Below are 20757 nucleotides of genomic sequence, written 5' to 3' on the forward strand. Positions count from 1 at the left end.
GCAGAGCCGAGCAGCGGTCACCGGCGCCGGGCAGCCGCCGCGGCGTGCAGGGCCCGCAGGAACTCGGGGACGACCGGGTTGCCGGTGTCCCGGGCGAGCACACCGATCTCACGGCTCGCGCCCGGATCGTCGATCGGGATCTCGCGGACGTCGTCGTCGACCGAGGACGGGCTCGGCGGGAGGATCGTCAGTCCGAGGCCGGCCGCCGCGAGTCCCCGGGCAGCCCGGTAGTCGCCGACCTCGAACGCGGGAACCGGGTCGCGGCCGTCCACGGCGAGCAGGCGCCGGGCCGACTCGTGGAGGCCGTAGCCGGGCGCCAGCATGATCAGGTCGAGGCCGCGGAGGTCCTCGACCGTGACCGAGCGCCGCGAGGCGAGCGGATGACGGGGGTCCACGACCGCGAGGAGCGGCTCCGAGTAGAGGATCGTCGTGGTGGTGCCGGGAAGATCGGGCGGATCCGCGACGATCGCCAGCTCGGACTCGCCCTCCGCGACGGCCCGCAGGCAGAGGGCGCGGGAGCCGTGACGGAGCCCGAAGCCCACCTGCGGCCAGCGGCGGCGGAACCGGCGGATCACGTCCGGTACGAAGCTCTCCCCGAGGAGCGTCTGGAAGGCGAGGTCGATCCGGCCGTGCTCCACGTCGCCCGCCTGCCGCACCTCCGCGAGCCCGGCGCGGATCACCGACATGCCGTCCTGAGCGACCTCGGCGAGACGGGTCCCCGCCTCCGTCAGCACCACCCCGCGGCCCTCCCGGCGGACCAGGGGAGTGCCGACCAGGGCGGACAGCCGGGCGAGCGACCGGCTCGCGGTCGGCTGCGGGATCCCGAGCTCGGCGGCCGCCGCGGTGACGCTCCCGGTCTGAGCGACAGCGACGAGCAGGGGCAGGAGGCGGAGGGTCGCGGGCCAGTCGTCGGACACGCCACCACCCTAGATCGGGACATGACCAGAACGCATGAACCACAGGCGAAAGGACATTAGTCATGCACCCGGAGGCGGTCTACCGTCGGAACCATGAGCACCGCCGCGCGCACCCGACCGATGCGCAGAGCGGCACCCTTCTCGCAGCGGCGGCTGACCACCGCCCTGCTCGCCGCCGGAGTCGCGACCTTCGCCGAGCTCTACGCCGTGCAGAGCGTCCTCCCGCAGCTCGCGCGGGAATGGGCCCTCGCCCCGTCCGACGCCGCGCTCACCGTCTCGGCCGCGACCCTCGGACTGGCACTCTCGGTGCTGCCGTGGGCCTCGGTGGCCGAGCGCATCGGACGGCTCGAGTCCATGCGGATCGCGGTCCTGACATCCGTGGTCCTGGCGCTGCTCGCCTGCGTCGCCCCGACCTTCGAGCTCCTGCTCGTCCTGCGCTTCCTCGGGGGAGCGGCGCTCGGTGCCGTCCCGGCGCTCGCCGTCGCGGCCATCCACGACCGGGTCGGAGGCGCCGGAGCGACGGCCGCCGCGACCGCCTACGTCTCCGGGACCACGATCGGCGGTGCCGCCGGACGCCTGCTCGCCGGACCGCTCGCGGCGGCGCTCGGATGGCGCGGCGCGCTGCTCGTCGTGACGGCCGTGTGCGCGGCGGCGGCGATCGTCTTCGCCGTGCTCGCGCCCCGGGGCGGCGGCGCACGCGAGGCGGCCCCCGGCGGCTGGCGCGGGAAGACGGCGCAGGTGCTCCGCGATCCGATGCTCGTCGCGATCGCGCTGCAGGCGTTCCTCGCGGTCGGTGTGTTCGTCGCGGTCTACAACTACCTGGCGTTCCGGCTCGAGGCGCCGCCGTTCGCGCTCGCGCCCGCGCTCGTCTCCCTCCTCTTCGCCGCCTACCTCGCGGGCACCGTCTCCTCCCGGCTCGCGGGGAGATGGGGGCCGCGGATCGGTCCCCGCCTCGTCATGCGGATCGGCGTCGCCCTGATGATCGTCGGGCTGCTGGTGATGCTCGCCGAGAACGTCGCCGTGGTGATCGCGGGACTCCTCGTCTTCACGGCCGGCTTCTTCGCCCTGCACGCGACCGGCGCCGCCTGGACGGGAGCGCGCGCGGCTCCGGCACTCCGCGGGCACGCCGGCGCGGTCTACACGATCGCCTTCTACGCGGGCTCGGCCGCCGGCGGCTGGCTCCTCGGCCTGGCGGTCGGAGCGGGCGGCTGGCCGGCGCTGACGGCGGTGACGATCGGCCTGCTGCTGGTCGGCGCGGGGATCGTCAGCCTTCCGTCGCGCACCACCGCGGCCGGACGCTGAACCGCCGCCTCCGCCGATCGCTAGCCGAGCTCCGCCCGGCACCTCCCCGCACCGGGCGAGGTGCGACATGATGGCCCGACTGCACGAAGCGGAGGGACGGCATGGCGCGGAGCACCGGAGCGGACGGCTCCCCACGCGAGAGCGGCGGGACGGACGAGTGCGGCACAGACCCGCGCTACCACGCGGGCTTCCAGCGCGGCTACGACGGACGCGAGGCCGAGCGGCGCGGCAGCGGCGAGGAGCGCCTCCGCTCCCCGTTCCTGACGGGCGGGGCCGCGACCGCTGAGCGATCGGCTGTCCGGAGAGCGGGCGGGTCCGCTCCCGAGCAGGAGGATGTGCGCTCGGTCGGCGGCCCGACCGGCTCCCGAGCCCCCGGCCGACGCACCGCTCCCGAGCGCGCGAGAGCAGCAGTCCGGGCCGTCCCGGCACCGGCGGAGCCGACCGCGCCCCGACCCTCGGAGCCATCCGTCCCACTCCCGACCGAGCCGACAGTCCCGCTCCCCGCCGAACCCGACTCCGCTCCCCGCGACGCGGCACCCGACTCCGGCGACCGTCGCGACGCGACCGACGCCGACCTCGACTCCGGCATCAGCACCGCGTTCCCCACGCGCCGCATCGCCGGAGCCCTGGCGGTCGTCGGCGCCGTCAGCGTCCTCATCGGACTGCTCGCCCTCTGGCACAGCTCCCACAGCTGGTACGACTACTCGCCGTCGCAGGACGAGTTCGGGCCCGAGCAGTACCTCCGCGTGCTCAGCGACAACGCGATCGGACCCTGCCTCACCGTCGGCCTGGTCGCGCTCGGCCTCTCGGTCGTCGTGCCGCTGCTGAGGGCGCCGCGCCGATGATCCGCGTCCGACTTCTCTGGGCCGCCGCCGTCGCGGTCACCGTCGTCCTCTGGGCCGCGGTGCTCGCGCTCCCGGTCGTGGTCCTCCTGCTGCCGAACCAGTACCAGGGCGACTCGGTCACGGTGCCGCCGGAGCTCTACGTGCGGCAGGCGCTCTTCACGGTCGCGTCGCCCCTCCTGACCGCCGCCCTCGTGATGCTGGGAGCGCTGATCGTCGTCGCGGTCGCCCGGCGCCCGCCCGCGCTGGTCCGTCCTCCCGAGGCGGGGAGCGACTGGAACGATGCGGTGCTCCTGGAGTCGGACGGGCAGCGTCGGACGCACCGCGGGAGCCGCTGAGAGGACGGCCGCGCTCCGGCATCGCGGCTCCCTCCGCGGAAGCCGAAGCTCAGGACCCGGTGGGCCCCTCCGGCAGCACCCGGCCCGCCGACCGCACGCAGCAGCCGCCCTACGCAGGCAGCAGCTGGAACCGCTCCCGCGCCGCTCCGCCGGCGACGAGGTCCGCGAGCAGCTCGCCCAGGACCGGTCCGAACTTGAAGCCGTGCCCCGAGAACCCGGTCGCCAGGGTCACGCGGCCCACGCGGTCGAGCACGAAGTCCTCGTCGGGCGTGCTGTCGTAGAGGCAGCTGATCGGAGCGGCGCTCGCCGCGTCCACGCCCGGGATCCACTCCGCGACGTAGCCGACGAGGCGGGCGAGTGCTCCGGGCTCGGGCTCGAAGGTGCGCTCGTCCGGATCGACGACGACTCCGGTGCTGTGCTCGCCCACCTTCACTCCGACCCCGGGAGTCGAGAGTCCGTAGACCACCGGCAGGCCCGCGCGGTGGTGGGCGAAGCTCGGCCACGAGTCGAAGGGCAGGTCCGTCGTGAAGTGCGCCGGCTGCTCCTGCGTGACGCGCAGCGGAGGGAGGCGTCGGCCGGCAGCGCGGACGAGGTCGTCCACGAGCGGGGGCGTCCAGGACCCGCCGGCCACGACGACCGCGTCGGCGTCGAGAGCGCCGTCGGTGGTCAGCACGCGCACGTCGTCGGCGCGCTCCTCGATCCCCAGCACGCGCGTCCGCGTCCGGAGGACGGCGCCGCGTCCGAGGGCGGAGTCGAGCATCGCGTCGATCGCGGCCGCCGCGTCCAGGCGTCCGCCCTCGGGATGCAGCAGGACGTCCGTCTCGAAGCGGAGTCCCGGCCAGCGCCGCTCCGCTTCGCCTGCCTCGATCCGCACCACGGGGATCCCGTCGCGCAGGAGTGCCGCCTCGATCCCGGCGAGGACGGAGGAGTCGCCGTGGTCGAGCGCACCGACCGGGTGCAGCAGGCGGCGCCCGGTCTCCGCCTCGAGCCGTGCCCAGGCGCGCCCCGCCCGTCCGGTGAGGGCGCGGTAGTCGTCCTCGAGGTAGCCGCGTCGGAAGATGCGCGTCTCGCCGTGGGAGGACCCGCGGTCGTGGCCCCGGTCGAACTGCTCGACGAGCACCACGCGATCGCCGCGCTCGGTGAGGGCGCGGGCGGTCGCCGCTCCGACCAGGCCGGCTCCGACGACGACGACCTCACGGGTCACGGGGTCTCCCGGGAGGCGCGGCGCACGCCGAGCAGGACCACCAGGCGGAGGAACCCGACGAGCCCCATCCCGATCAGCGCGGCGATCAGCATCAGCACGGCGACACCGGCTACCCAGGTCGTGTCGCCCGTCACCGACTGCGCTGCGAACTCGGTGCAGAACAGCGCCAGCCCCGCGTAGCTCAGGATCAGGACGGTGATCGTCCCGGGCCGGCGGAGGCGCTGCGCCGGCGTCCGCCAGAGGGCCGGCGGCTCGAGCCAGCGGCGCAGCAGCCGGACCCCGAGGGTGCCGACCAGGCCGAGGAAGCCGGCCGCGATCAGGATGATGCCCGCGCCGCCCAGCCCTGACGCCTCGACGCCGGCGAGCTCGAGCGCGATGCCGATCGCGACCCCGACGGCTCCGGCGCCGCCCGCGATCATGGCCGCCCACACCCCGAAGCCGCCGCGGAGGACGCTCTCGCGCTCGGGACGTGACGGGTCGGCGTCCATCGGACGCTGCTGACGCGGCCGGATCGGCGCCGGGGGAGCGGACGCCGGCGCTGCTGCCGGAGCGGACACGGCCTCGGACACGCCCCAGACCGGAGCGGCGTCCGGCGTCTGCGACTCGATCACGTTCTCGCGCACCGGCACGTAGCGCAGCGGCGCGTCGATCCGCACCTGCGGGCGCCCGCGCACGACGATCGTCGCCCCCAGGTCGGCCCCGCGCTCCAGCGCGACGGGCCCGAGGAGGAGCCCGACCGCCGGATCGATCCGCCACGCGTCCGACCGGGGAGCCGACCCGTACCACTCCGCCGACACGGCCCCGCCGAGGTCGACCGCGATCGGCCGCCCGTCGCTGAAGCTCGTCACCGGCACGAGCGAGCGGCCGGAGTTGCGCACGCGCGCGCCCACCCGCCACCAGTCGTCCCCAGCGTGCGTCAGCCGCACCTCCACGTCGACCAGCGACGCCGGCACCGCCCGCCGCCGCCCGATGACCACCGCGACGACCGCGAGCCCGGCGATGACCAGCCCGCCGAGCAGGCCGACCACTCCGATGAAGATCTCCATGGGAGCAGTCAAGCAGGCGCGGGTCGCCGGCGCGGGCGCGACGAGGCCGCCTCCGGGAGGCTCGATCCCGGCCGGCGACGCCGTCGCTCCGCGCGGCCGTGTCCTCCCCGACGCTCCGCCGAACCACCGGGCCCGGGGCCGGTCGCTCCGCATACTGAGGAGGCGCGTCGCCTCGACCGCATCGCGGGTCTCGTCGCAGGAGGGGTCGATCATGCGCTACAGGTTGGCCGCCCCCGTGCGCCGGCGCCCTCGTCGACGGGCCGGCGCGATCGTCGCTCTGCTGGGGGCCGCGGCGCTCGCCGTCGCAGCCGTCGCGCTGTCGGAGACGGCGGGAGGAGGCGGACCGGAGGCGGTGTCCTCCTCGGCCGGGGCGTCTGCGGGGTCGAGCGGTCCTGTTGCTCCCGCGCCGAGCAGCTCGCCCGCGGCCGTCGAGCCGTCCGCTCCGGTAGTGGCCCCGTCCACTCCGTCCCTCGCGACGTTGGCCGCTCTCCCCGCCGTCGAGGGCCCCGCCGCCGTCCCCTACGACCGCGACCTCTTCGGGCAGGCGTGGTCGGACGTCGACCGCAACGGCTGCGACACCCGCAACGACGTCCTCGGCCGCGACCTGCTCGGCCCCGTGTTCAAGCCCGGCACCCGCGACTGCAAGGTCCTTACCGGCACCCTGATCGACCCCTACGACGGCGCCTCGGTCGCCTTCGTCTCCGGGACCGACACCTCCCGCCTGGTGCAGATCGACCACGTCGTCGCCCTCGGCTGGGCCTGGCACCACGGCGCCTGGTCGTGGACGGACGGCCAGCGCCTCGCCTTCGCGAACGACCCCGCGAACCTCGTCGCCGCCTCCGAGCAGACCAACCGCGCGAAGAGCGACGCCGGTCCGGGGCAGTGGCTGCCGCCGGCCGCGGAGCTGCGCTGCGGATACGTGAAGCAGTTCGTGGCGGTGCTGGGCGAGTACGGGCTCGGGATCGACGCCCGGGACCGGGCGGCGTCGGAGGCGGTGCTGGCGGGGTGCGGGGAGTGAGGGGGAGAACTTTTTCTCTGGTGGAAGGTCGTCCCGGCGCTTTAAAACGGCAGATGTGACCGCATCAGCGTTCCTGTCTCCCTCACAATAGTGAGAAATGGTCTTGTCCGTGACCTCATTACTGGGACCGATACGGTAGAACGTCCGGCAATTACGCAAGCTGAGCAACTCTGTCGCTAACACGAGTGCATCTCGACAGAAGGTACGTCGAGCATTCTTAGTCTCACGAGATGCCTCCCGTTACTCCCGCCACGCTCTCGCTTGAACTGGGCGTTTCCCAGCGTCGGATTCGAAGCCTCCTCCGCTCCTCCTTCGGAACTCTTCCCCCTGAGGAATCCCGGTGGGATCTGACCGAGGAGCAGGCGGAGACTGTCCGTTCCCGTCTGCTTCGACGAGACACCACGGAGCGTCGGTTCACCTTGGAAGTGGGCGACCAAGTCCTTCGGCGTGATATCCACCGCGCCTACGGCGGGCAGCAGCAGCAGGGGATCGTGACGCCGCGAGCGCTCCGCGAAATTTTCATTTTCACCGATCCGGCGAAGGGAGCTCGGTATGGCTACGACCGATTTGAGGGACTTCGCGAGGACGGGTCCTACTCCTACACGGGAGAAGGGCAGGTCGGTGACCAGGTCTTTCTTCGCGGCAACAAGGCCCTTCGGGACGCGGCGCAGGATGGGCGGGTTCTTCGGCTCTTCACGGTGCAGGGAACAAGCGTGACCTACATCGGTGCCTTCACGACAGGGACTCCCACCTACCGGTGGGAGATCATCCCGGACACCGTAGGGACGCAGCGACGCGGCATCATCTTCACTCTCCTGCCGCTCGCGGCGGACATCACTCGGCTGCCGACGTACGGCGGCACGCAGGAGTCCACTGCAACGCTCGGCGACTGGACGCCTCCCGAGCACTCCGACATCGTCATCGCGGGTGCGGATGTCAGCCCTCTCGATGACCGGGTTGTCTCCCGAATCGAGTTCGAGCTGCAGTCAGACTTTGGGCTCTGGCTGACCGAGAACGGTACGCCGCCCAGTCGTCTGACGCTCCCGGTCGGCAGCTCACGGGTCGAGCCAGACCTCTACGTCCGATCAAGCGGCTGGATTGTCGAAGCCAAGAAGTCGACCGCCCGGTCCTTCGTCCGCATGGCCATCGGCCAGGTGCTCGACTATGCCCATCTTGCGCAGCGCCAGGGTTACGCGGCAGTCCCCGTCATCCTGCTTCCCGGTCGGCCGGAAGAGGACATGCTGGATCTCATCCGCAGCCTCTCGATCATCACAGCGTTCAGGTCTGACGAGGGCTTCGACCTCATCGATCCGTAGAGGAAAGAAGCCGAACGGCCGGCAAATCGGGGTGGGCCCACTCAAGTCCGGGAAGTTCGCTCGGAAGCAGCCAGAGGAGTTGGTCGTGGTCGGTGCTCTCCGTGGGATGTGGGCCGCGAACCACGGCTCGGAAGCAGTGCAACCGAATGGTGAGAGCGCCGACCTCCGTTTCGTCTGACGTCAGCTTGGGGCCGACCTCGATCGCCACGCTCAGTTCCTCGCGGATCTCCCGCGCGAGGGCGACCTCAGCCGTTTCTCCAGCTTCAATCTTGCCACCCGGAAATTCCCAGAGCCCACCGGACGCCTTGTCCGCCCGCCGACGGCAGGCAAGAATTCGACCGCGATCGCTGATGACCGCCGCAACGACGTCGAGAGTGTCCACGCGTCCATCATGCCGACACCGGTGCACCATTCGCCTCGTACGCGATGGCCGTCCCACGACCACGCTCTTTGACGCCCCACCCACCCCCGTGTTACGTTCCCTCACGGACATGTGACTGGTCGTGCAGGCAGGATCCGACGAAACGCGCAAGCAGCATCGTCGGGTCCTTTTTTTGTGCCCGGACGCCTCCTGACGCTCCTCCGGGGCACCGATGACGGTGCCGGAGGGAGCGGGGACGGCGACGGACGGCCGGGCAGCAGAGCGCAGGGAAGCGCGCGTCCCCACACACCCGGAGGAGTACCCATGAGTACCCAGGAGAGCGCGAAGGCGATCCTCGAGCACGTCGGCGGCGCCGCCAACGTCGCGAAGCTGCAGCACTGCTCGACCCGTCTGCGGTTCGCGCTGGCGGACGACGCGAAGGCCGACGTCGAGGCGTTGAAGGCGGTGCCCGGCGTGATCGGCGTCGTCACAGGCCCGCAGACGCAGGTCATCGTCGGCAGCGGCGTCAGCGAGATGTACGCGGCGGTCGAGAAGCTGCGCGGCGGCACCACCGCCTCCACGGTGCAGGCGAAGCAGCCGCGGTCCCTCAAGCGCCTCGGCGCCACGATCATGGACTTCGTGGTCAGCGTCTTCACGCCGATCATCCCGGCCATCGCGGGCGCCGGCATCTTCAAGTCGTTCCTCGTCCTCGCCTCGGCGCTGGGCTGGCTCGACCCCGCGAGCGACAACTTCAAGCTGCTGTCCGCCATCCCGGACGCGGTGTTCGGCTTCCTGCCGCTGCTCGTCGCGTACACGAGCGCGAAGAAGCTCGACGTGAACCGGCCCCTGGCGCTCGGGCTCGTCGGCGTCCTGGTCTTCCCGGCGTTCACGACGCTGCTCAACCAGGAGGGCGGAGTCGCGCTCTTCGGTGTCCCGGTGCCGGTCATCGCCTACAACGCGCAGGTGTTCCCGGCGATCCTGGCCGTGCTGCTGCTCTCGGTCGTCGAGCGCTTCTTCACGAAGCACTCGTGGGGCCCGATCCGCACCTTCTACGTCCCGCTGATGTGCCTGGTGATCGTCGCTCCCGCCACGATCTTCCTGCTCGGCCCCCTCGGCTACTGGCTCGGCTCGATGCTCACCGGCGCGATGATCGGCCTCTACGGCGCACTCGGCTGGGTGGCCGTCGCGCTGCTGGCCGGAGTGCTCCCGCTGATCATCTCGGTGGGCATGCACAAGGCGTTCATCCCGCCGACCATCGCGACGATGGCCAGCGCGGGCAAGGACACCTTCTACCTCGCCTCCTCGCTCGCCCACAACGCGGCGGAGGCGGGCTCCAGCCTCGCGATCGCCCTGCGCACCAAGAGCGCGACCCTCCGCGCCACGGCCTTCTCGGGCGGCCTCTCGGCTCTCTTCGGGATCACCGAGCCGGCGCTCTACGGAGTGACGCTGCAGAACAAGCGCGCCCTGGTCTCCGTCATCACGGGCAGCGTCGTCGGAGGCGCCTACATCGGCGCCACGCAGGTCGCCGCGTTCGCGCTGGTCAGCCCGGGCGTCGCGAGCATCTCGATGTTCATCGACGGGCTGAACCCCTGGAACCTGCTCAACGCCGTGATCGGCCTGCTGATCTCGGTCGCCGTCTCGTTCGTCGTCTCCTTCGTCATCTGGCGTGACGACGCCTCCGCCAGCGTCCAGGCGCTCGGCGACGTGGCGGCCGACGCCGGGAGCCCGCTCGCGCTGCAGGCGCCGCTCACCGGCTCCGTCATCCCTCTCTCGGAGGTGCCGGACCCCGTGTTCTCGGCCGGCGTGCTCGGCGAGGGGCTGGCGATCCGCCCCACCGACGGAGCCGTCCGGGCGCCGTTCGCGGGCGAGGTCATCGCGCTGCTCTCCTCGCGCCACGCGGTCGGCCTCCGCCGCACGGACGGCGTCGAGGTGCTCATCCACGTCGGCATCGACACGGTGCAGCTCGACGGCGCGCCGTTCGAGGCGCACGTCGCGGTCGGCGACCGGGTCGAGGCCGGACAGCTGCTCCTCACCGCCGACCTGGCCGCGATCACCACGGCCGGCTACGACACCACGACCCCGGTGCTCGTGACCAACTCCGCCGAGTACACCGTGCTCGTCGAGGCCGCCGAGCGGATCACCGCCGGCGACCGGATCATGACCGTGACGCAGAAAGAGAAGGAGCTCGCCGATGGCGCTTCCTGACGGATTCCGATGGGGCGGCGCCCTCGCCGCCAACCAGGTCGAGGGCGCGTGGCGCGAGGGCGGGCGCGGCCCGGCGGTCAGCGACGTCGCCTCCTACAAGCCGAAGGCGGACCCGAAGGAGTACGCGATCCACCACCAGAACACGGTGGAGAGCATCACGGCGGCGATGGCCGACGACGACACCGAGTACTACCCCAAGCGCCGCGGCATCGACTTCTACCACCGCTACCCCGGCGACCTCGCGCTCTTCGCCGAGATGGGCTTCACCACCCTCCGCGTCTCGATCGCCTGGACCCGCCTCTACCCGACGGGGGAGGAGGCGGAGCCGCTGGAGGAGGGCATCGCCTACTACCTCGCCCTCTTCACCGAGATGCGGCGCCTCGGGATCGAGCCGCTGGTCACGCTCGCGCACTACGACCCGCCCCTCGCGCTCGCGCTGAAGCACAACGGCTGGGTCGACCGCCGCACGATCGGGCTGTTCGAGCGTTTCGCCCGCACCTGCTTCGAGCGCTTCGGCCACCTCGTCGACATGTGGCTGACCTTCAACGAGATCGACGGCATCATCCGCCACCCGTTCACCTCGGGCGGGATCATCGAGGAGACCGTCGAGGGCAGCGTGGAGCAGGCCTGCTACACGGCGCTGCACCACCAGTTCGTCGCCTCCGCCTCGGTCACGAAGATCCTGAAGGAGCTGTGGCCGGAGTCGCGGATGGGCTGCATGCTCACGATGCTGACCACCTACCCCAACACCTGCCACCCCGACGACGTCGCGGCCACGCAGGCGAAGGAGCGGATGCTCTACCTCTGCACCGACGTGCAGGCCGGCGGCGCCTACCCGCGCCTGGCGCTGCGGGCGCTCGAGAGCCGCGGGGTCGCGATCCCGTTCGAGGCGGGCGACGTCGAGCTGCTGCGTGAGCACCCGGTCGACTTCATCTCGTTCAGCTACTACATGTCGATGACGGAGTCGGTCCGCCCCGACGCCGAGCGCACCCCCGGCAACACGGTCCTCGGCGTCAAGAACCCGTTCCTGGAGTCGAGCGAGTGGGGCTGGCAGATCGACCCCGTCGGCCTGCGGATCTCGCTGATCGACCTCTACGACCGCTACGGCAAGCCGCTGTTCATCGTCGAGAACGGGCTCGGGATGCGCGACGAGCTCACCGAGGACGGCCGCATCCACGACCCGTACCGGATCGACTACTTCCGCGCGCACTTCGAGCAGATGATCCAGGCGGTGGACGAGGGCGTGGAGCTGCTCGGCTACGTCAGCTGGGCGCCGATCGACCTGATCAGCGCCTCCAGCTCGCAGATCTCGAAGCGCTACGGGTTCGTCTACGTCGACATGGACGACCTCGGCCACGGCAGCACCGAGCGCTACCGGAAGGACTCCTTCTTCTGGTACCAGAAGGTCATCGCCTCGAACGGCGCGGATCTAGGATGATCCTCCTCTGCCCGGAGGCCCCGTCCGGCTCTCCGGGCAGAGGCCCCGCCACCCCCACCCCAGCCCTGACGCGGCCGTCGACGGAGACACGCATGCAGACCATCAAGAAGGTGCTCAACTCGAGCGTCGTCCTCGTCGTCGACGAGCGCGGCGTCGAGCGCGTGCTCCTGGGGCGGGGGATCGGCTTCGGAGCGAAGGCCGGCGAGGCGATCGAGGCCTCGAGCGTCGACCAGGTGTTCGTGGCCCTGGACGACTCCGATCAGCGCAACCTCGTCGAGCTCCTGGCGCAGATCCCGCCGGAGTTCGTCGAGCTCACCCGCGCGGTCGTCGCCGACGCGGAGGAGCAGGGGCTGCGGCTGGACCCGCACGTCTACCTCGCGCTGACCGACCACCTGCACTTCGCGGTGGAGCGGCAGCGGCGCGGGCTCTCGGTCGCCAACCGGCTGGCCTGGGAGATGCGGACGGTCTACCCCGTGCAGTACGCGGTGGGGGAGCGGGCGGTCGACCGGATGCGCGAGCGCCTCGGCGTGGAGCTGCCCGCCGACGAGGCCGCGAACGTCGCGTTCCACCTCGCCAACGCGGAGCTCGGCAAGGTCGGGATCGACTCGCTCCGGATCGTGCAGCTCATCCGCTCGGTGACCGCGATCATCCAGCACTCCAGCGGAGCCGCGCTCGACCGCGACGACCTCCGCTCCGCCCGCTTCGTGGCGCACCTGCAGTACTTCGCCGAGCGCTTCTTCTCGGGCGGCCTGCTCGAGAGCGAGGACGACTTCCTCTTCACCAGCCTCAGCGCCCGCTACCCGCGCGCGGTCGCGTCCGCCGAGCGGGTCCGCTCCTTCGTGGCGGCCGAGTACCAGGCCGCCCTGCCCAACGAGGAGGTCGCCTTCCTGGCCCTCCACATCGCGCGCGCCGCTCCGGAGTAGCGCGCTGACCCCGGAGAACCGCATGCACCGCACGACCCCTGCCCGTCCGACGACGCCCGCGAGCGCGCGCCCGTGAGCGGCACGATCCACCTCGTCCGCCACGCCGAGACCCTCTTCAACGTCGCCGGCCAGCTGCAGGGCTGGTGCGACTCGCCGCTGACCGAGCGCGGCGAGCGCCAGGCGGCGGCCCTCGGCGAGCGGATGTGCGGCGTGCCGCTCGTCGCGGCGTTCACGAGCGACCTCACCCGCACCCGCACCACGGCGGCGGCGGCGCTCGCCGGGCACCCGTCGCTGGAGGCCGAGCCGATGGTCGAGCTCCGCGAGTGGCACTTCGGCGCCTTCGAGGGGCAGCCCAACGCCTCGCTCTGGGAGCCGGTGTTCGCCGACCACGGCTACTCCTACGTGCCCTCCTCCGCCGACTGGCCGCGGATGACCGACGCCGGGCTCGACTCGGTGCTCGACGCCATCCACCGGCACGACCCCTCGGGCCGGGCCGACAGCGGTCCCACCGTACGCGCCCGGGTGGAGGCCGCGATCGCGCGGTTCGTGCCGGCGGCGGAGCACGGCGACGTGCTGGTCGTGACGCACGGGGCGGTGCTGGGGAGCATCCTCCGCACGCTCGACCCCGCGCACCGGCCGCAGCGGGGCTACCCGAACTGCGCGATCGTGACGGTGACGGACGGCGTCATCGGCGAGGTCGACGGGAGCGCCGCGACGGCCTGACGCGGCCGGACAGTCACGTCGGCGGATCCGTCACTTCAGCGGGTCGTTGCCCCAGTTCATCAGGGAGTAGCGCCACTTCGTCTCGGTGACGTCGCCCGAGGGACGCTGCTTCGCGTGCCGGTGCACGTAGCCGACGACCTTCGTCATGTGGGCGTAGTCGTCGTCGCTCAGGTCGGCCTGCTTCGTGCCGAGCAGCTCGACGATCCGCCGGCCGCTCTCGTGGCCGACGGACTCGCCGCCGCCCTCCGGCTTCTGGCCGACCTCCTTCGACTCGTCGGTGCCGAGCCAGTCCTCGAGCTCCTTCGCCGTCATGTTCACGGCGTCGTGGAACTCGTCGCGGGTCGTCCGCTTCTCGTCATCGGTGGGCATCGCGGGGCTCCTCGGGTCGGTCGGTGACCTCCAGCGGAGCGTGTCGGAGGGGGAGAGGTCAAGCCCCGTGCGCGGTTCCGGGGCGCGCGTAGCGTCGGAGGGGTCCGCACCAGCCGACCGCCGCCGGCGTCCGCCGCCGGCAGAGAAGAGGCCCACATGCCCTCCCGCAACACTCTCGTCCGCAGTCTCCACGACCTCGGAGCCGCCGCCTGGTTCGGCGGCTCGCTCATGGGCGCCGTCGGCCTGAACGGCGCCGCGTCCACCTCGTCCGACCCGGCGGAGCGCCTCCGCCTCTCCTCCAACGGCTGGGCCCGCTGGACCCCCGTGCAGCTCGCCGCGATCGCCGCCCACGGCGTCGGCGGCATCGGCCTCGTCCTCGCCAACAAGACCCGCCTGGCCAACCAGCAGGAGAGCCGCACGAACACGGTCGTCAAGACCGTCGTGACCGGCCTCGCCGGCGCCGCTTCGGTGATCGCCGCGGTCGCCGGAGCGACGCAGGCCAAGCACGCCGACGAGGGCGCCCCCGGCGTGACCGAGGCGTCGGAGCAGAACTCGCAGGAGCTGACCACGGCCCTCCGCGTGCAGAAGGTCACCCAGTGGGCGATCCCCGTGCTGACCGCGGTCATCATCGTCCTCGGCGCCCAGCAGGGCGAGCAGCAGCGCCCCGTGAAGGGCCTCTTCGAGACCACGGCGCGGATGTTCCGCAAGTAGTCCCCGCGCTCGCGCGCAGAACGTCGGCTGAGAGTGCCCGCCGTCCCCCGAGGGCGGAGGGCGGCTGCTCTCAGCCGACGTTCTGCGTGCGGGCTCCGGCTAGCGGCGCGAGGGCCGGCGCCGCACGGTCAGCGCGAGGGCTCCCGCTTGCGAACACGTCGCCTGGTCGCCGTCGGAGCCTTCGGTCCCCTTTTCGACCGTCCCCGGGAACACGGGCCCACCGATCGCCGCCTCTCGATCAGGCGCTACGCTCCGGCATCCCGCTGCTTATTCTCGGACGTCAGAGCGTCGATCCCGTTCCCGTGCCCGACACAGCTGGCGACCGTGTCCGGATCGATGCCCAGCGCAGAGCGGACCTCTTGTCCGGCGCTCTGCTGTTCAGTCGTGGCCTCAGGGAACGTCGAGTAATAGGCGTGACTGAAATCGGCCGAGTCGGCCATCGTGTTGAGAGTGGACATCTCGGCGAGGTAGGAGCCGCGGATCGTCGCGATCTGCTCGGAGACATCGATCGGCCAGTGGTAGGACGAGTCGTCCCGGAGCGTGAGTGTCCGTCTTGTCAGATCGAGCCGAGCGGATGCCGCGGCGTCCACGCCGGAAGGGTCCGGGTCGCCACCGTTCAGAAGCTCGTCCTCGCCGGAGGAGAGGGCGTCGCTCAGGTTCTTGATCGCGATGTCGTTGGGGCAGACGAGATCGAGACAACGGGACGCCGCTTGTGCGGTGTCGAGCTCGACGAACGCAGGTGTCGCGGGCGCCGCAGGTTCAGGGGTCGTCGACTCGGCCGGAGCTCCTGCGGGCGCGGAAGCCGTGCAGGCAGTCAGGAGGAGCGTTGCCGCACTAGGAGTGCAGGAAAAAGGGCTTCACGCACGGCGGCTACTCCGGGGTCGCCGAGCAGAGCGCCGACGCGAAGGCCCCGGTGCTGGTCTGCTCGGCGATGACTTCGCCGTCGAGGGTGATCCGGCAGCTGATCTCGCCTTCGTCGTCGATGCCGTTCGAGGCGGTCAGTGTGAAGCTCTGGAAGGTGAAGTCGCCTCCGGTCTGGACCTGCAGCTCCTTCGTGAAGGGGAGCGCCTGGCCAGTGGCCTGCTCGGAGCCGGAGGTTCCTCCGTCGTAGGTCGACCAAGTGATGGAGGCCGCGGTAGCCGCGCCGGTGACCTCATAGACGAGAGTGCGCGGCACGGCGGCGGCCTCGGAGCTCTCGGCCTGCGCGGTGGCGATCGCGTTCGAGACGCCGCTCGCGAATCCGGCCGTGTAGACGACGGCGAGGATGATCGAGAGGACCAGCGCGATCACGTTGAGGACGGTGCCGGCGATGGCTGTGCCGCGAGAGCGGCCCTTGAGGAAGAGGCCGATGATGCCGAGGACGAGTCCGATGAAGGCGAGGAAGCCCGAGGCGTAGTTGACGATCGGGATGAGGGCGCCGATGAGCGCGAGGATTCCGATGATGAGGGAGGCGAGGCCCAGCCCGTTGCCGGTCTTCTTCGGAGCGGAGGGGGCGGAGCCGGAGAATACGGCGGGGTTGAACTCGGTCATCTGCGGAGTATGTCAGAGGCTGACAGGCAGCTGAGAATCCAGAGAGCGCTATTACCTAGAGATGTCGTCCCGCCTGTGTTGACCCCGCTATCTCTATATAGGTAGCGTCGCTCCCGTGCAGCCACTCCCTCGCCTCACCCCGGCCACCGCCGACGTCCTCCGGACCCTCCTCGACTCCGACGGCCCCACCTGGGGCATGGTCGTGATCAAGGCCACCGGGCGACCGGCGGGCAGCGTCTACCCGATCCTGGAGCGGCTCGAGGGAGCGGGCTGGGTGGTCTCGGAGTGGGAGGCGGCGAGTGAGCGGAGCGGCCCGCGTCGCCGGCTCTACGAGCTGACCGCGGAGGGCGCCCCGGCAGCCCGGGCCGCGGTCGAGCGGATCCGATCGACCGCGCGGACGGCGCCGCGAGCGGCGGGGGCGACCGCATGAGCGCCCTCCTGCGGCTCCTGTCGCTGCTCCTGCCCCCGCTCGCCCGGGAGCGCTATCTCGAGGAGTGGCGTGCCGACCTGGCCGGGGCCGCCGAGCTGGGCCTGCCCCGTCGCGGCGTCGTCCTCGGAGCGCTCGCCCTGCTCGTGAGCGTCGACCGCGACCTGCCCGCGCACACCGGCGAAGCACGGGGCACCCTCCCGCGCCGCCTCGCCCGCCGCGGACTCGCGCTCTTCGCCGCGGCCGCCCTGATGCTCAGCGGCATCGCGCTGACCGGCGGCGGGATCGTCCCCGAGCCGGGTGCCGCCTCCGCCTCCGCCCTGGCCGCCGTCGGAGCCGTGCAGATCGCGGTGCTCGTCGCCGCCGTCGCGGTCGCGGTCCTCGGCGCGCTCCTCCTTCTGGGCGCCGCCGCCTCTGCTCGCACGCTGCTCGCGCGGATCTCCCTGGTCGCCGCCGTCGTCGGCCCGGTGCTCACCGCGGCCGGCCTCCTCCTCCCCGGACCCCTCGCCCTCGTCGGCCTGCCCGTCTCGCTCGCCGGCCTCGTCTGCGGTGTGATCGTCCTCGGCGGCTCGCGGACCATCGCCCTCGCGCCGCGGACCGCGACCCGCGCCCAGCGCCTCCCCGTCGCCCTCGCCGGCCTCGCGCTCGTGGCGGGCATCACGGTGGTGGGCGCCGTCGACCTGCTGGTCTGGAATCCGCAGGCGAAGGTCCCGGGCGTGGCACTGACGGAGATCTACGCGACCATGGCCGAGCGCGACGGCTTCGAACTCGGCTCCCACGCGATCTGGGTCACCGGGTGGGCCGCGTTCTGGACGGCCGCCGCGATCGTCGTGACGGTCGGCGCCCTGGTCGGCCGGAGGTCGCCGCTCACGCCGCGGCGGATCGCGGTGCTCATGCTCGCCCTGGTCGCCGGTGCCGTCGTCTTCCGCTTCTTCGCCGGGTTCGGCTTCGGGATGTCGGTCGCCGACACCTTCGTCACCTCCGGCGGCGACGGATCCCTGGTCTCGGCGGTCCTGCCGCCGCTCGGACAGCTCGCGCTCGCCGGCGCCGCGATCGCAGTGGGCTGGGCGCCCCGGTCCGCACGGCCGACGGCGGCCTCCGCGGCCTGACCGTGCTCGTGCCGGAGGAGGGGATCCGTCCGGCCGGCTCGGGATCCGCGAGTACGGGGCGGCCCGCCGACGGTCGTCCCTTCGGCGACGTACCGGGTCCGGTTCTGTCCACAATGTAGGAAGGATTCGTCCGACCGGCTCCGGATCCGCGAGAACAGGCTGCTCGGACGACATCCTTCCTCCGTTATGAACCGCATCGACCGAGGCGCCCCTCGGAACAGCCCCTCGCCTGCGGTCCGAGCGGGCGCCCGCGGCAGGATCGTGTCCACAACTCAGGAAGGATTCGTCCGGGTGGCTCCGGATCCGCGAGAACGGGTCGCCGGATCGACGTTCCTCCTGAGTTGTGAACAGGGTCGGTCGCGGAAGGCTCCCCGAAGCGGCCGACTATCGGAGGGCCTCGGCGAAGCCCGGCGCAGCACCAGGTCCGGTTCTGTCCACAACGTAGGAAGGATTCGTCCGGGCGGCTCCGGATCCGCGAGAACAGGCTGCTCCGCCGACATCCTTCCTCCGTTGTGAACCGGATCGGCCGAGAGGCCCCTTGAAACTGCCCCCTGCCCACTATCCGAGCGGCTTCCGCGGCGTGACCGTGTTCACGACGGAGGACGGATCCGTCCGGGCGGCTCCGGATGCGCGGGAACAGGCCGCAGCATCGACGTTCTCACTCCGCTGTGGCCAGGACCGGCTCATTCCCCAGCGACGGAGCGCCGGTCTACTCCAGCCGCCGCAGGAAGCGGGCAGGCTGGTCGAGGAAGCCGCGCCAGGTCCGCACCAGGTCGAGGTCGTCGTAGCGGCAGGGGCGCAGGCCCGTCTCGTCGAGCTCGTAGAGGTCGGCTCCGGGGAGGGCGGCGAGGATCGGCGAGTGGGTGGAGAGGACGACCTGGGAGCCGTCGGCGACCAGGTCGCGCAGCTGCCCGATCAGGGCGAGGCAGCCCGACACCGAGAGGGCGGACTCCGGCTCGTCGAGGAGCCACAGCCCGCTGATCCGGGAGCGGTTCGCCACGATGTCGAGGAACGACTCGCCGTGGCTCCGCTCGTGGTACCCGCCGTCGATCCCCACCTCCTCCAGGTAGCTGAAGAAGCCGTGCATCGTCTCGGCTCGGAGGAAGAAGCCGCGCTTGGACGCGCCGGCCCCGCGGACCAGCTGGAGGTGCTCGGCCAGGTCCGACTCCGAGACGCGGGAGGAGTGCATCGCACCCGTGGATCCGCCCTCCGCGTTCAGCCCATAGGCGAGGGCGACCGCCTCGAGCAGTGTCGACTTGCCCGAGCCGTTCTCGCCGGTGATCACTGTCACCGGGCCGAGGTCCCAGCCCTCGGCCAGCACCTGCCGCACCGGCGCGAGCGTCGCGGGCCAGCGTGCGAGGTCGGCGGGATGCTCGGGGCGGGCCTGCACGCGTCGCACCGGCAGGGTCGAGAACACCCGGTCAGTCAAGCAGGTCGACGCTCCAGCCGGCTTCGGCCAGCGCGCGGGCCGTGTCGGCGCGGGGGGAGTAGGGGAGGTCGTCGGCGCCGACCACGCGGTAGTCGGTGTCGCCGGGGCCGACCCAGAGGACGGAGTCGGACGGGCCGGCCCGGCGCAGAGCGGCGCGGACGGCGTCGGCCGGCTCCGCGATCTCGAGCACCTCGCAGCGCTCGACGCGGCGGGCGCCGTCGACCAGGGCGCGGCGGATGCGCGCCGGGTCCTCGAAGCGCGCGTGGTGGTCGGTGACGATCACCAGGTCGGCGCGCTCGGCAGCGGCCCGGCCCATCGGCGCGCGCTTGCTCGGGTCGCGGTCGCCGTCGGCGCCGAGGAGGACGAGCACGCGGCCGGGCGTCACCTCGCGGAGAGCGTCGACGGTGCGCGCGACCGAGTCGGGGGTGTGCGAGAAGTCGAGGAACACCCGCGGCCCGTCGGCCCCGGACACGAGCAGCGTCCGCCCGGGCACGGTGACGTCGATCCCGGAGCCGACCGCCGCGGCGACGAGGTCGCGCGAGTGCCCCGCCTCGATCAGCATCACCAGCGCGAGGGCGGCGTTCGAGGCCATGTGGCGTCCGAGGAGCGGGACGGAGGTGGTCGTCGACCAGCCGTCGCGGGCGGTGAGCCGGAAGCGGGTGCGGTCCACCGCGGTCTCGAGCACGTCGATCCGCCAGTCGGCTCCGTCCCCGGCTGAGAGCGTGACGACCGGGACCGAGGCCTCGCGGGCGACCCGGCGCCCCGCCTCGGTGTCGACGACCACCACGCCGCGGCGGCTCCGCTCGGGCGTGAAGAGGCGCTGCTTGGCGCGGAGGTACTCGTCCAGGTCGCCGAAGTCGTGGAGGTGGTCGTGGCTGAGGTTGGTGAAGCCGGCGACGTCGAGCACGATCCCCTCCACCCGCGAGCGCACGAGCGCCTGAGCGCTGACCTCGATCGCCGCCGCCTCGACGCCGTCCTCCGCCATCCGGGCGAGGAGCGCGTGCAGCTCGGAGGCCTCGGGCGTGGTGAGGCGGCTGGCGACCACGTGGTCGGCGCTGCGGCGCTCGGCGGTGGAGCTCAGCCCCGAGACGACGCCCAGCTGCCGGAGCACCGCGTCGAGGAGGTGCACGGTGCTGGTCTTGCCGTTGGTGCCCGTCACGCCGAGGAGCACCGGTCCGCTCCTCGTGCCGTACACCTGCGCGGCCACCGGGCCGAGGGCGGTGCGGGGGTCGTCGCTGAGCAGGACAGGCAGTCCGGAGGCGCGGGCCTCGTCGAGCCCGCCCGCGTCGGTGAGCACGGCGACCGCGCCCGCTGCCGCCGCGGCGGCAGCGAATCGGGCCCCGTGGCTCCTCCTGCCGGGGAGCGCGGCGAAGAGGGCGCCGGGGCAGGCCTCGGTGTGCGCGACGGTCACGGCGGTGATGCGGACGTCGGAGCCGTCGCCGTGGAGGCGGAGCCGATCGCTCGCGAGGTCGGCGAGCGCGACACCGGCGGCGTGGAGCGGTTCGAGGAGCCGGAACACCGGCATGCGGGCCTCCTGCGGGGCGGGCGG

General features: G+C 72.2%; 21 protein-coding genes. 12 read left to right on the plus strand and 9 right to left on the minus strand.

The features are described from left to right. Nucleotides 1–17 precede the first annotated feature (17 nt). Complete coding sequence (locus C5D44_RS04200) at nucleotides 18–917, minus strand: LysR family transcriptional regulator (protein WP_104280934.1); 900 nt, start codon at nucleotides 915–917, stop codon at nucleotides 18–20. Nucleotides 918–1010: 93 nt separating this feature from the next. Here C5D44_RS04200 and C5D44_RS04205 point away from each other — a divergent pair, with 93 nt between their 5' ends. From C5D44_RS04205 to C5D44_RS04215, 3 genes are all read left to right on the plus strand, one after another. Further along, nucleotides 1011–2219, plus strand: coding sequence for an MFS transporter (locus tag C5D44_RS04205; RefSeq protein WP_104280935.1), 1209 nt, complete (start codon nucleotides 1011–1013; stop codon nucleotides 2217–2219). A 101-nt stretch (nucleotides 2220–2320) separates the two neighbouring features. Next, entirely contained in the window at nucleotides 2321–3064 is a 744-nt protein-coding gene (locus C5D44_RS04210; protein ID WP_104280936.1) for a hypothetical protein, read from the plus strand. Then, nucleotides 3061–3399, plus strand: a complete 339-nt coding sequence (locus C5D44_RS04215) for a hypothetical protein (protein WP_104280937.1) — start codon at nucleotides 3061–3063, stop codon at nucleotides 3397–3399. The genes C5D44_RS04210 and C5D44_RS04215 overlap by 4 nt, the downstream gene beginning before the upstream one ends. Nucleotides 3400–3508: 109 nt before the next feature. Here the strand turns inward: C5D44_RS04215 and C5D44_RS04220 are convergent, their stop codons facing one another. Both C5D44_RS04220 and C5D44_RS04225 read right to left on the minus strand, forming a co-directional pair. Next, the gene (locus C5D44_RS04220; protein ID WP_104280938.1) at nucleotides 3509–4603 is read right to left on the minus strand and encodes an FAD-dependent oxidoreductase; all 1095 of its coding nucleotides are present in this window, start codon (nucleotides 4601–4603) and stop codon (nucleotides 3509–3511) included. Continuing rightward, nucleotides 4600–5649, minus strand: a complete 1050-nt coding sequence (locus C5D44_RS04225; RefSeq protein ID WP_146087972.1) for a hypothetical protein — start codon at nucleotides 5647–5649, stop codon at nucleotides 4600–4602. The genes C5D44_RS04220 and C5D44_RS04225 overlap by 4 nt, the downstream gene beginning before the upstream one ends. 448 nt (nucleotides 5650–6097) lie before the next feature. On the opposite strand from C5D44_RS04225, the gene C5D44_RS04230 reads away from it, so the two are divergent. Both C5D44_RS04230 and C5D44_RS04235 read left to right on the plus strand, forming a co-directional pair. After that, nucleotides 6098–6667, plus strand: a complete 570-nt coding sequence (locus tag C5D44_RS04230) for an HNH endonuclease family protein (RefSeq protein ID WP_104280940.1) — start codon at nucleotides 6098–6100, stop codon at nucleotides 6665–6667. A 425-nt stretch (nucleotides 6668–7092) separates the two neighbouring features. Further along, nucleotides 7093–7983, plus strand: coding sequence for a hypothetical protein (locus C5D44_RS04235; RefSeq protein WP_258065268.1), 891 nt, complete (start codon nucleotides 7093–7095; stop codon nucleotides 7981–7983). Here C5D44_RS04235 and C5D44_RS04240 read toward each other — a convergent pair. Further along, complete coding sequence (locus C5D44_RS04240; RefSeq protein ID WP_258065269.1) at nucleotides 7970–8365, minus strand: (deoxy)nucleoside triphosphate pyrophosphohydrolase; 396 nt, start codon at nucleotides 8363–8365, stop codon at nucleotides 7970–7972. The genes C5D44_RS04235 and C5D44_RS04240 overlap by 14 nt on opposite strands. A gap of 303 nt (nucleotides 8366–8668) precedes the next feature. Between C5D44_RS04240 and C5D44_RS04245 the strand changes: the two genes are divergently transcribed. From C5D44_RS04245 to C5D44_RS04260, 4 genes are all read left to right on the plus strand, one after another. After that, on the plus strand, nucleotides 8669–10549 hold the full coding sequence (locus C5D44_RS04245) for a beta-glucoside-specific PTS transporter subunit IIABC (RefSeq protein ID WP_104280943.1): 1881 nt from the start codon (nucleotides 8669–8671) through the stop codon (nucleotides 10547–10549). Next, on the plus strand, nucleotides 10536–11987 hold the full coding sequence (locus C5D44_RS04250) for a glycoside hydrolase family 1 protein (RefSeq protein WP_104280944.1): 1452 nt from the start codon (nucleotides 10536–10538) through the stop codon (nucleotides 11985–11987). Before C5D44_RS04245 ends, C5D44_RS04250 begins: the two co-directional genes overlap by 14 nt. Before the next feature lie 92 nt (nucleotides 11988–12079). Further along, nucleotides 12080–12910, plus strand: coding sequence for a PRD domain-containing protein (locus C5D44_RS04255; RefSeq protein WP_104280945.1), 831 nt, complete (start codon nucleotides 12080–12082; stop codon nucleotides 12908–12910). Between the two features lie 72 nt (nucleotides 12911–12982). Beyond that, nucleotides 12983–13633, plus strand: a complete 651-nt coding sequence (locus C5D44_RS04260) for a histidine phosphatase family protein (protein WP_104280946.1) — start codon at nucleotides 12983–12985, stop codon at nucleotides 13631–13633. A 30-nt stretch (nucleotides 13634–13663) separates the two neighbouring features. On the opposite strand, the gene C5D44_RS04265 is transcribed toward C5D44_RS04260, so the two are convergent. Beyond that, nucleotides 13664–14002 (minus strand): DUF3140 domain-containing protein, encoded by a 339-nt coding sequence (locus C5D44_RS04265; RefSeq protein ID WP_104277293.1) that lies wholly within the window; start codon nucleotides 14000–14002, stop codon nucleotides 13664–13666. Between the two features lie 156 nt (nucleotides 14003–14158). Here C5D44_RS04265 and C5D44_RS04270 point away from each other — a divergent pair, with 156 nt between their 5' ends. Next, nucleotides 14159–14713, plus strand: a complete 555-nt coding sequence (locus C5D44_RS04270) for a hypothetical protein (protein ID WP_104225093.1) — start codon at nucleotides 14159–14161, stop codon at nucleotides 14711–14713. 245 nt (nucleotides 14714–14958) lie between these two features. On the opposite strand, the gene C5D44_RS04275 is transcribed toward C5D44_RS04270, so the two are convergent. Together C5D44_RS04275 and C5D44_RS04280 are read right to left on the minus strand one after the other, a co-directional pair. Further along, nucleotides 14959–15303, minus strand: coding sequence for a hypothetical protein (locus C5D44_RS04275; protein WP_104280947.1), 345 nt, complete (start codon nucleotides 15301–15303; stop codon nucleotides 14959–14961). A 280-nt stretch (nucleotides 15304–15583) separates the two neighbouring features. Beyond that, entirely contained in the window at nucleotides 15584–16243 is a 660-nt protein-coding gene (locus tag C5D44_RS04280; protein ID WP_104280948.1) for an MmpS family transport accessory protein, read from the minus strand. A 115-nt stretch (nucleotides 16244–16358) separates the two neighbouring features. Between C5D44_RS04280 and C5D44_RS04285 the strand changes: the two genes are divergently transcribed. Beyond that, nucleotides 16359–16673, plus strand: a complete 315-nt coding sequence (locus tag C5D44_RS04285) for a PadR family transcriptional regulator (protein WP_104277296.1) — start codon at nucleotides 16359–16361, stop codon at nucleotides 16671–16673. Continuing rightward, a complete protein-coding gene (locus C5D44_RS04290; protein ID WP_104280949.1) occupies nucleotides 16670–17779 on the plus strand; it encodes a hypothetical protein in 1110 nt (369 codons plus the stop codon). Before C5D44_RS04285 ends, C5D44_RS04290 begins: the two co-directional genes overlap by 4 nt. 709 nt (nucleotides 17780–18488) lie before the next feature. Here the strand turns inward: C5D44_RS04290 and C5D44_RS04295 are convergent. Beyond that, a complete protein-coding gene (locus C5D44_RS04295) occupies nucleotides 18489–19196 on the minus strand; it encodes an AAA family ATPase (protein ID WP_258065247.1) in 708 nt (235 codons plus the stop codon). Between the two features lie 4 nt (nucleotides 19197–19200). Next, nucleotides 19201–20733, minus strand: a complete 1533-nt coding sequence (locus tag C5D44_RS04300; RefSeq protein WP_104280950.1) for a Mur ligase family protein — start codon at nucleotides 20731–20733, stop codon at nucleotides 19201–19203. Nucleotides 20734–20757: the final 24 nt, after the last annotated feature.

Source organism: Rathayibacter sp. AY1B5, from assembly GCF_002932795.1.
Taxonomy (GTDB): Bacteria; Actinomycetota; Actinomycetes; order Actinomycetales; family Microbacteriaceae; genus Rathayibacter.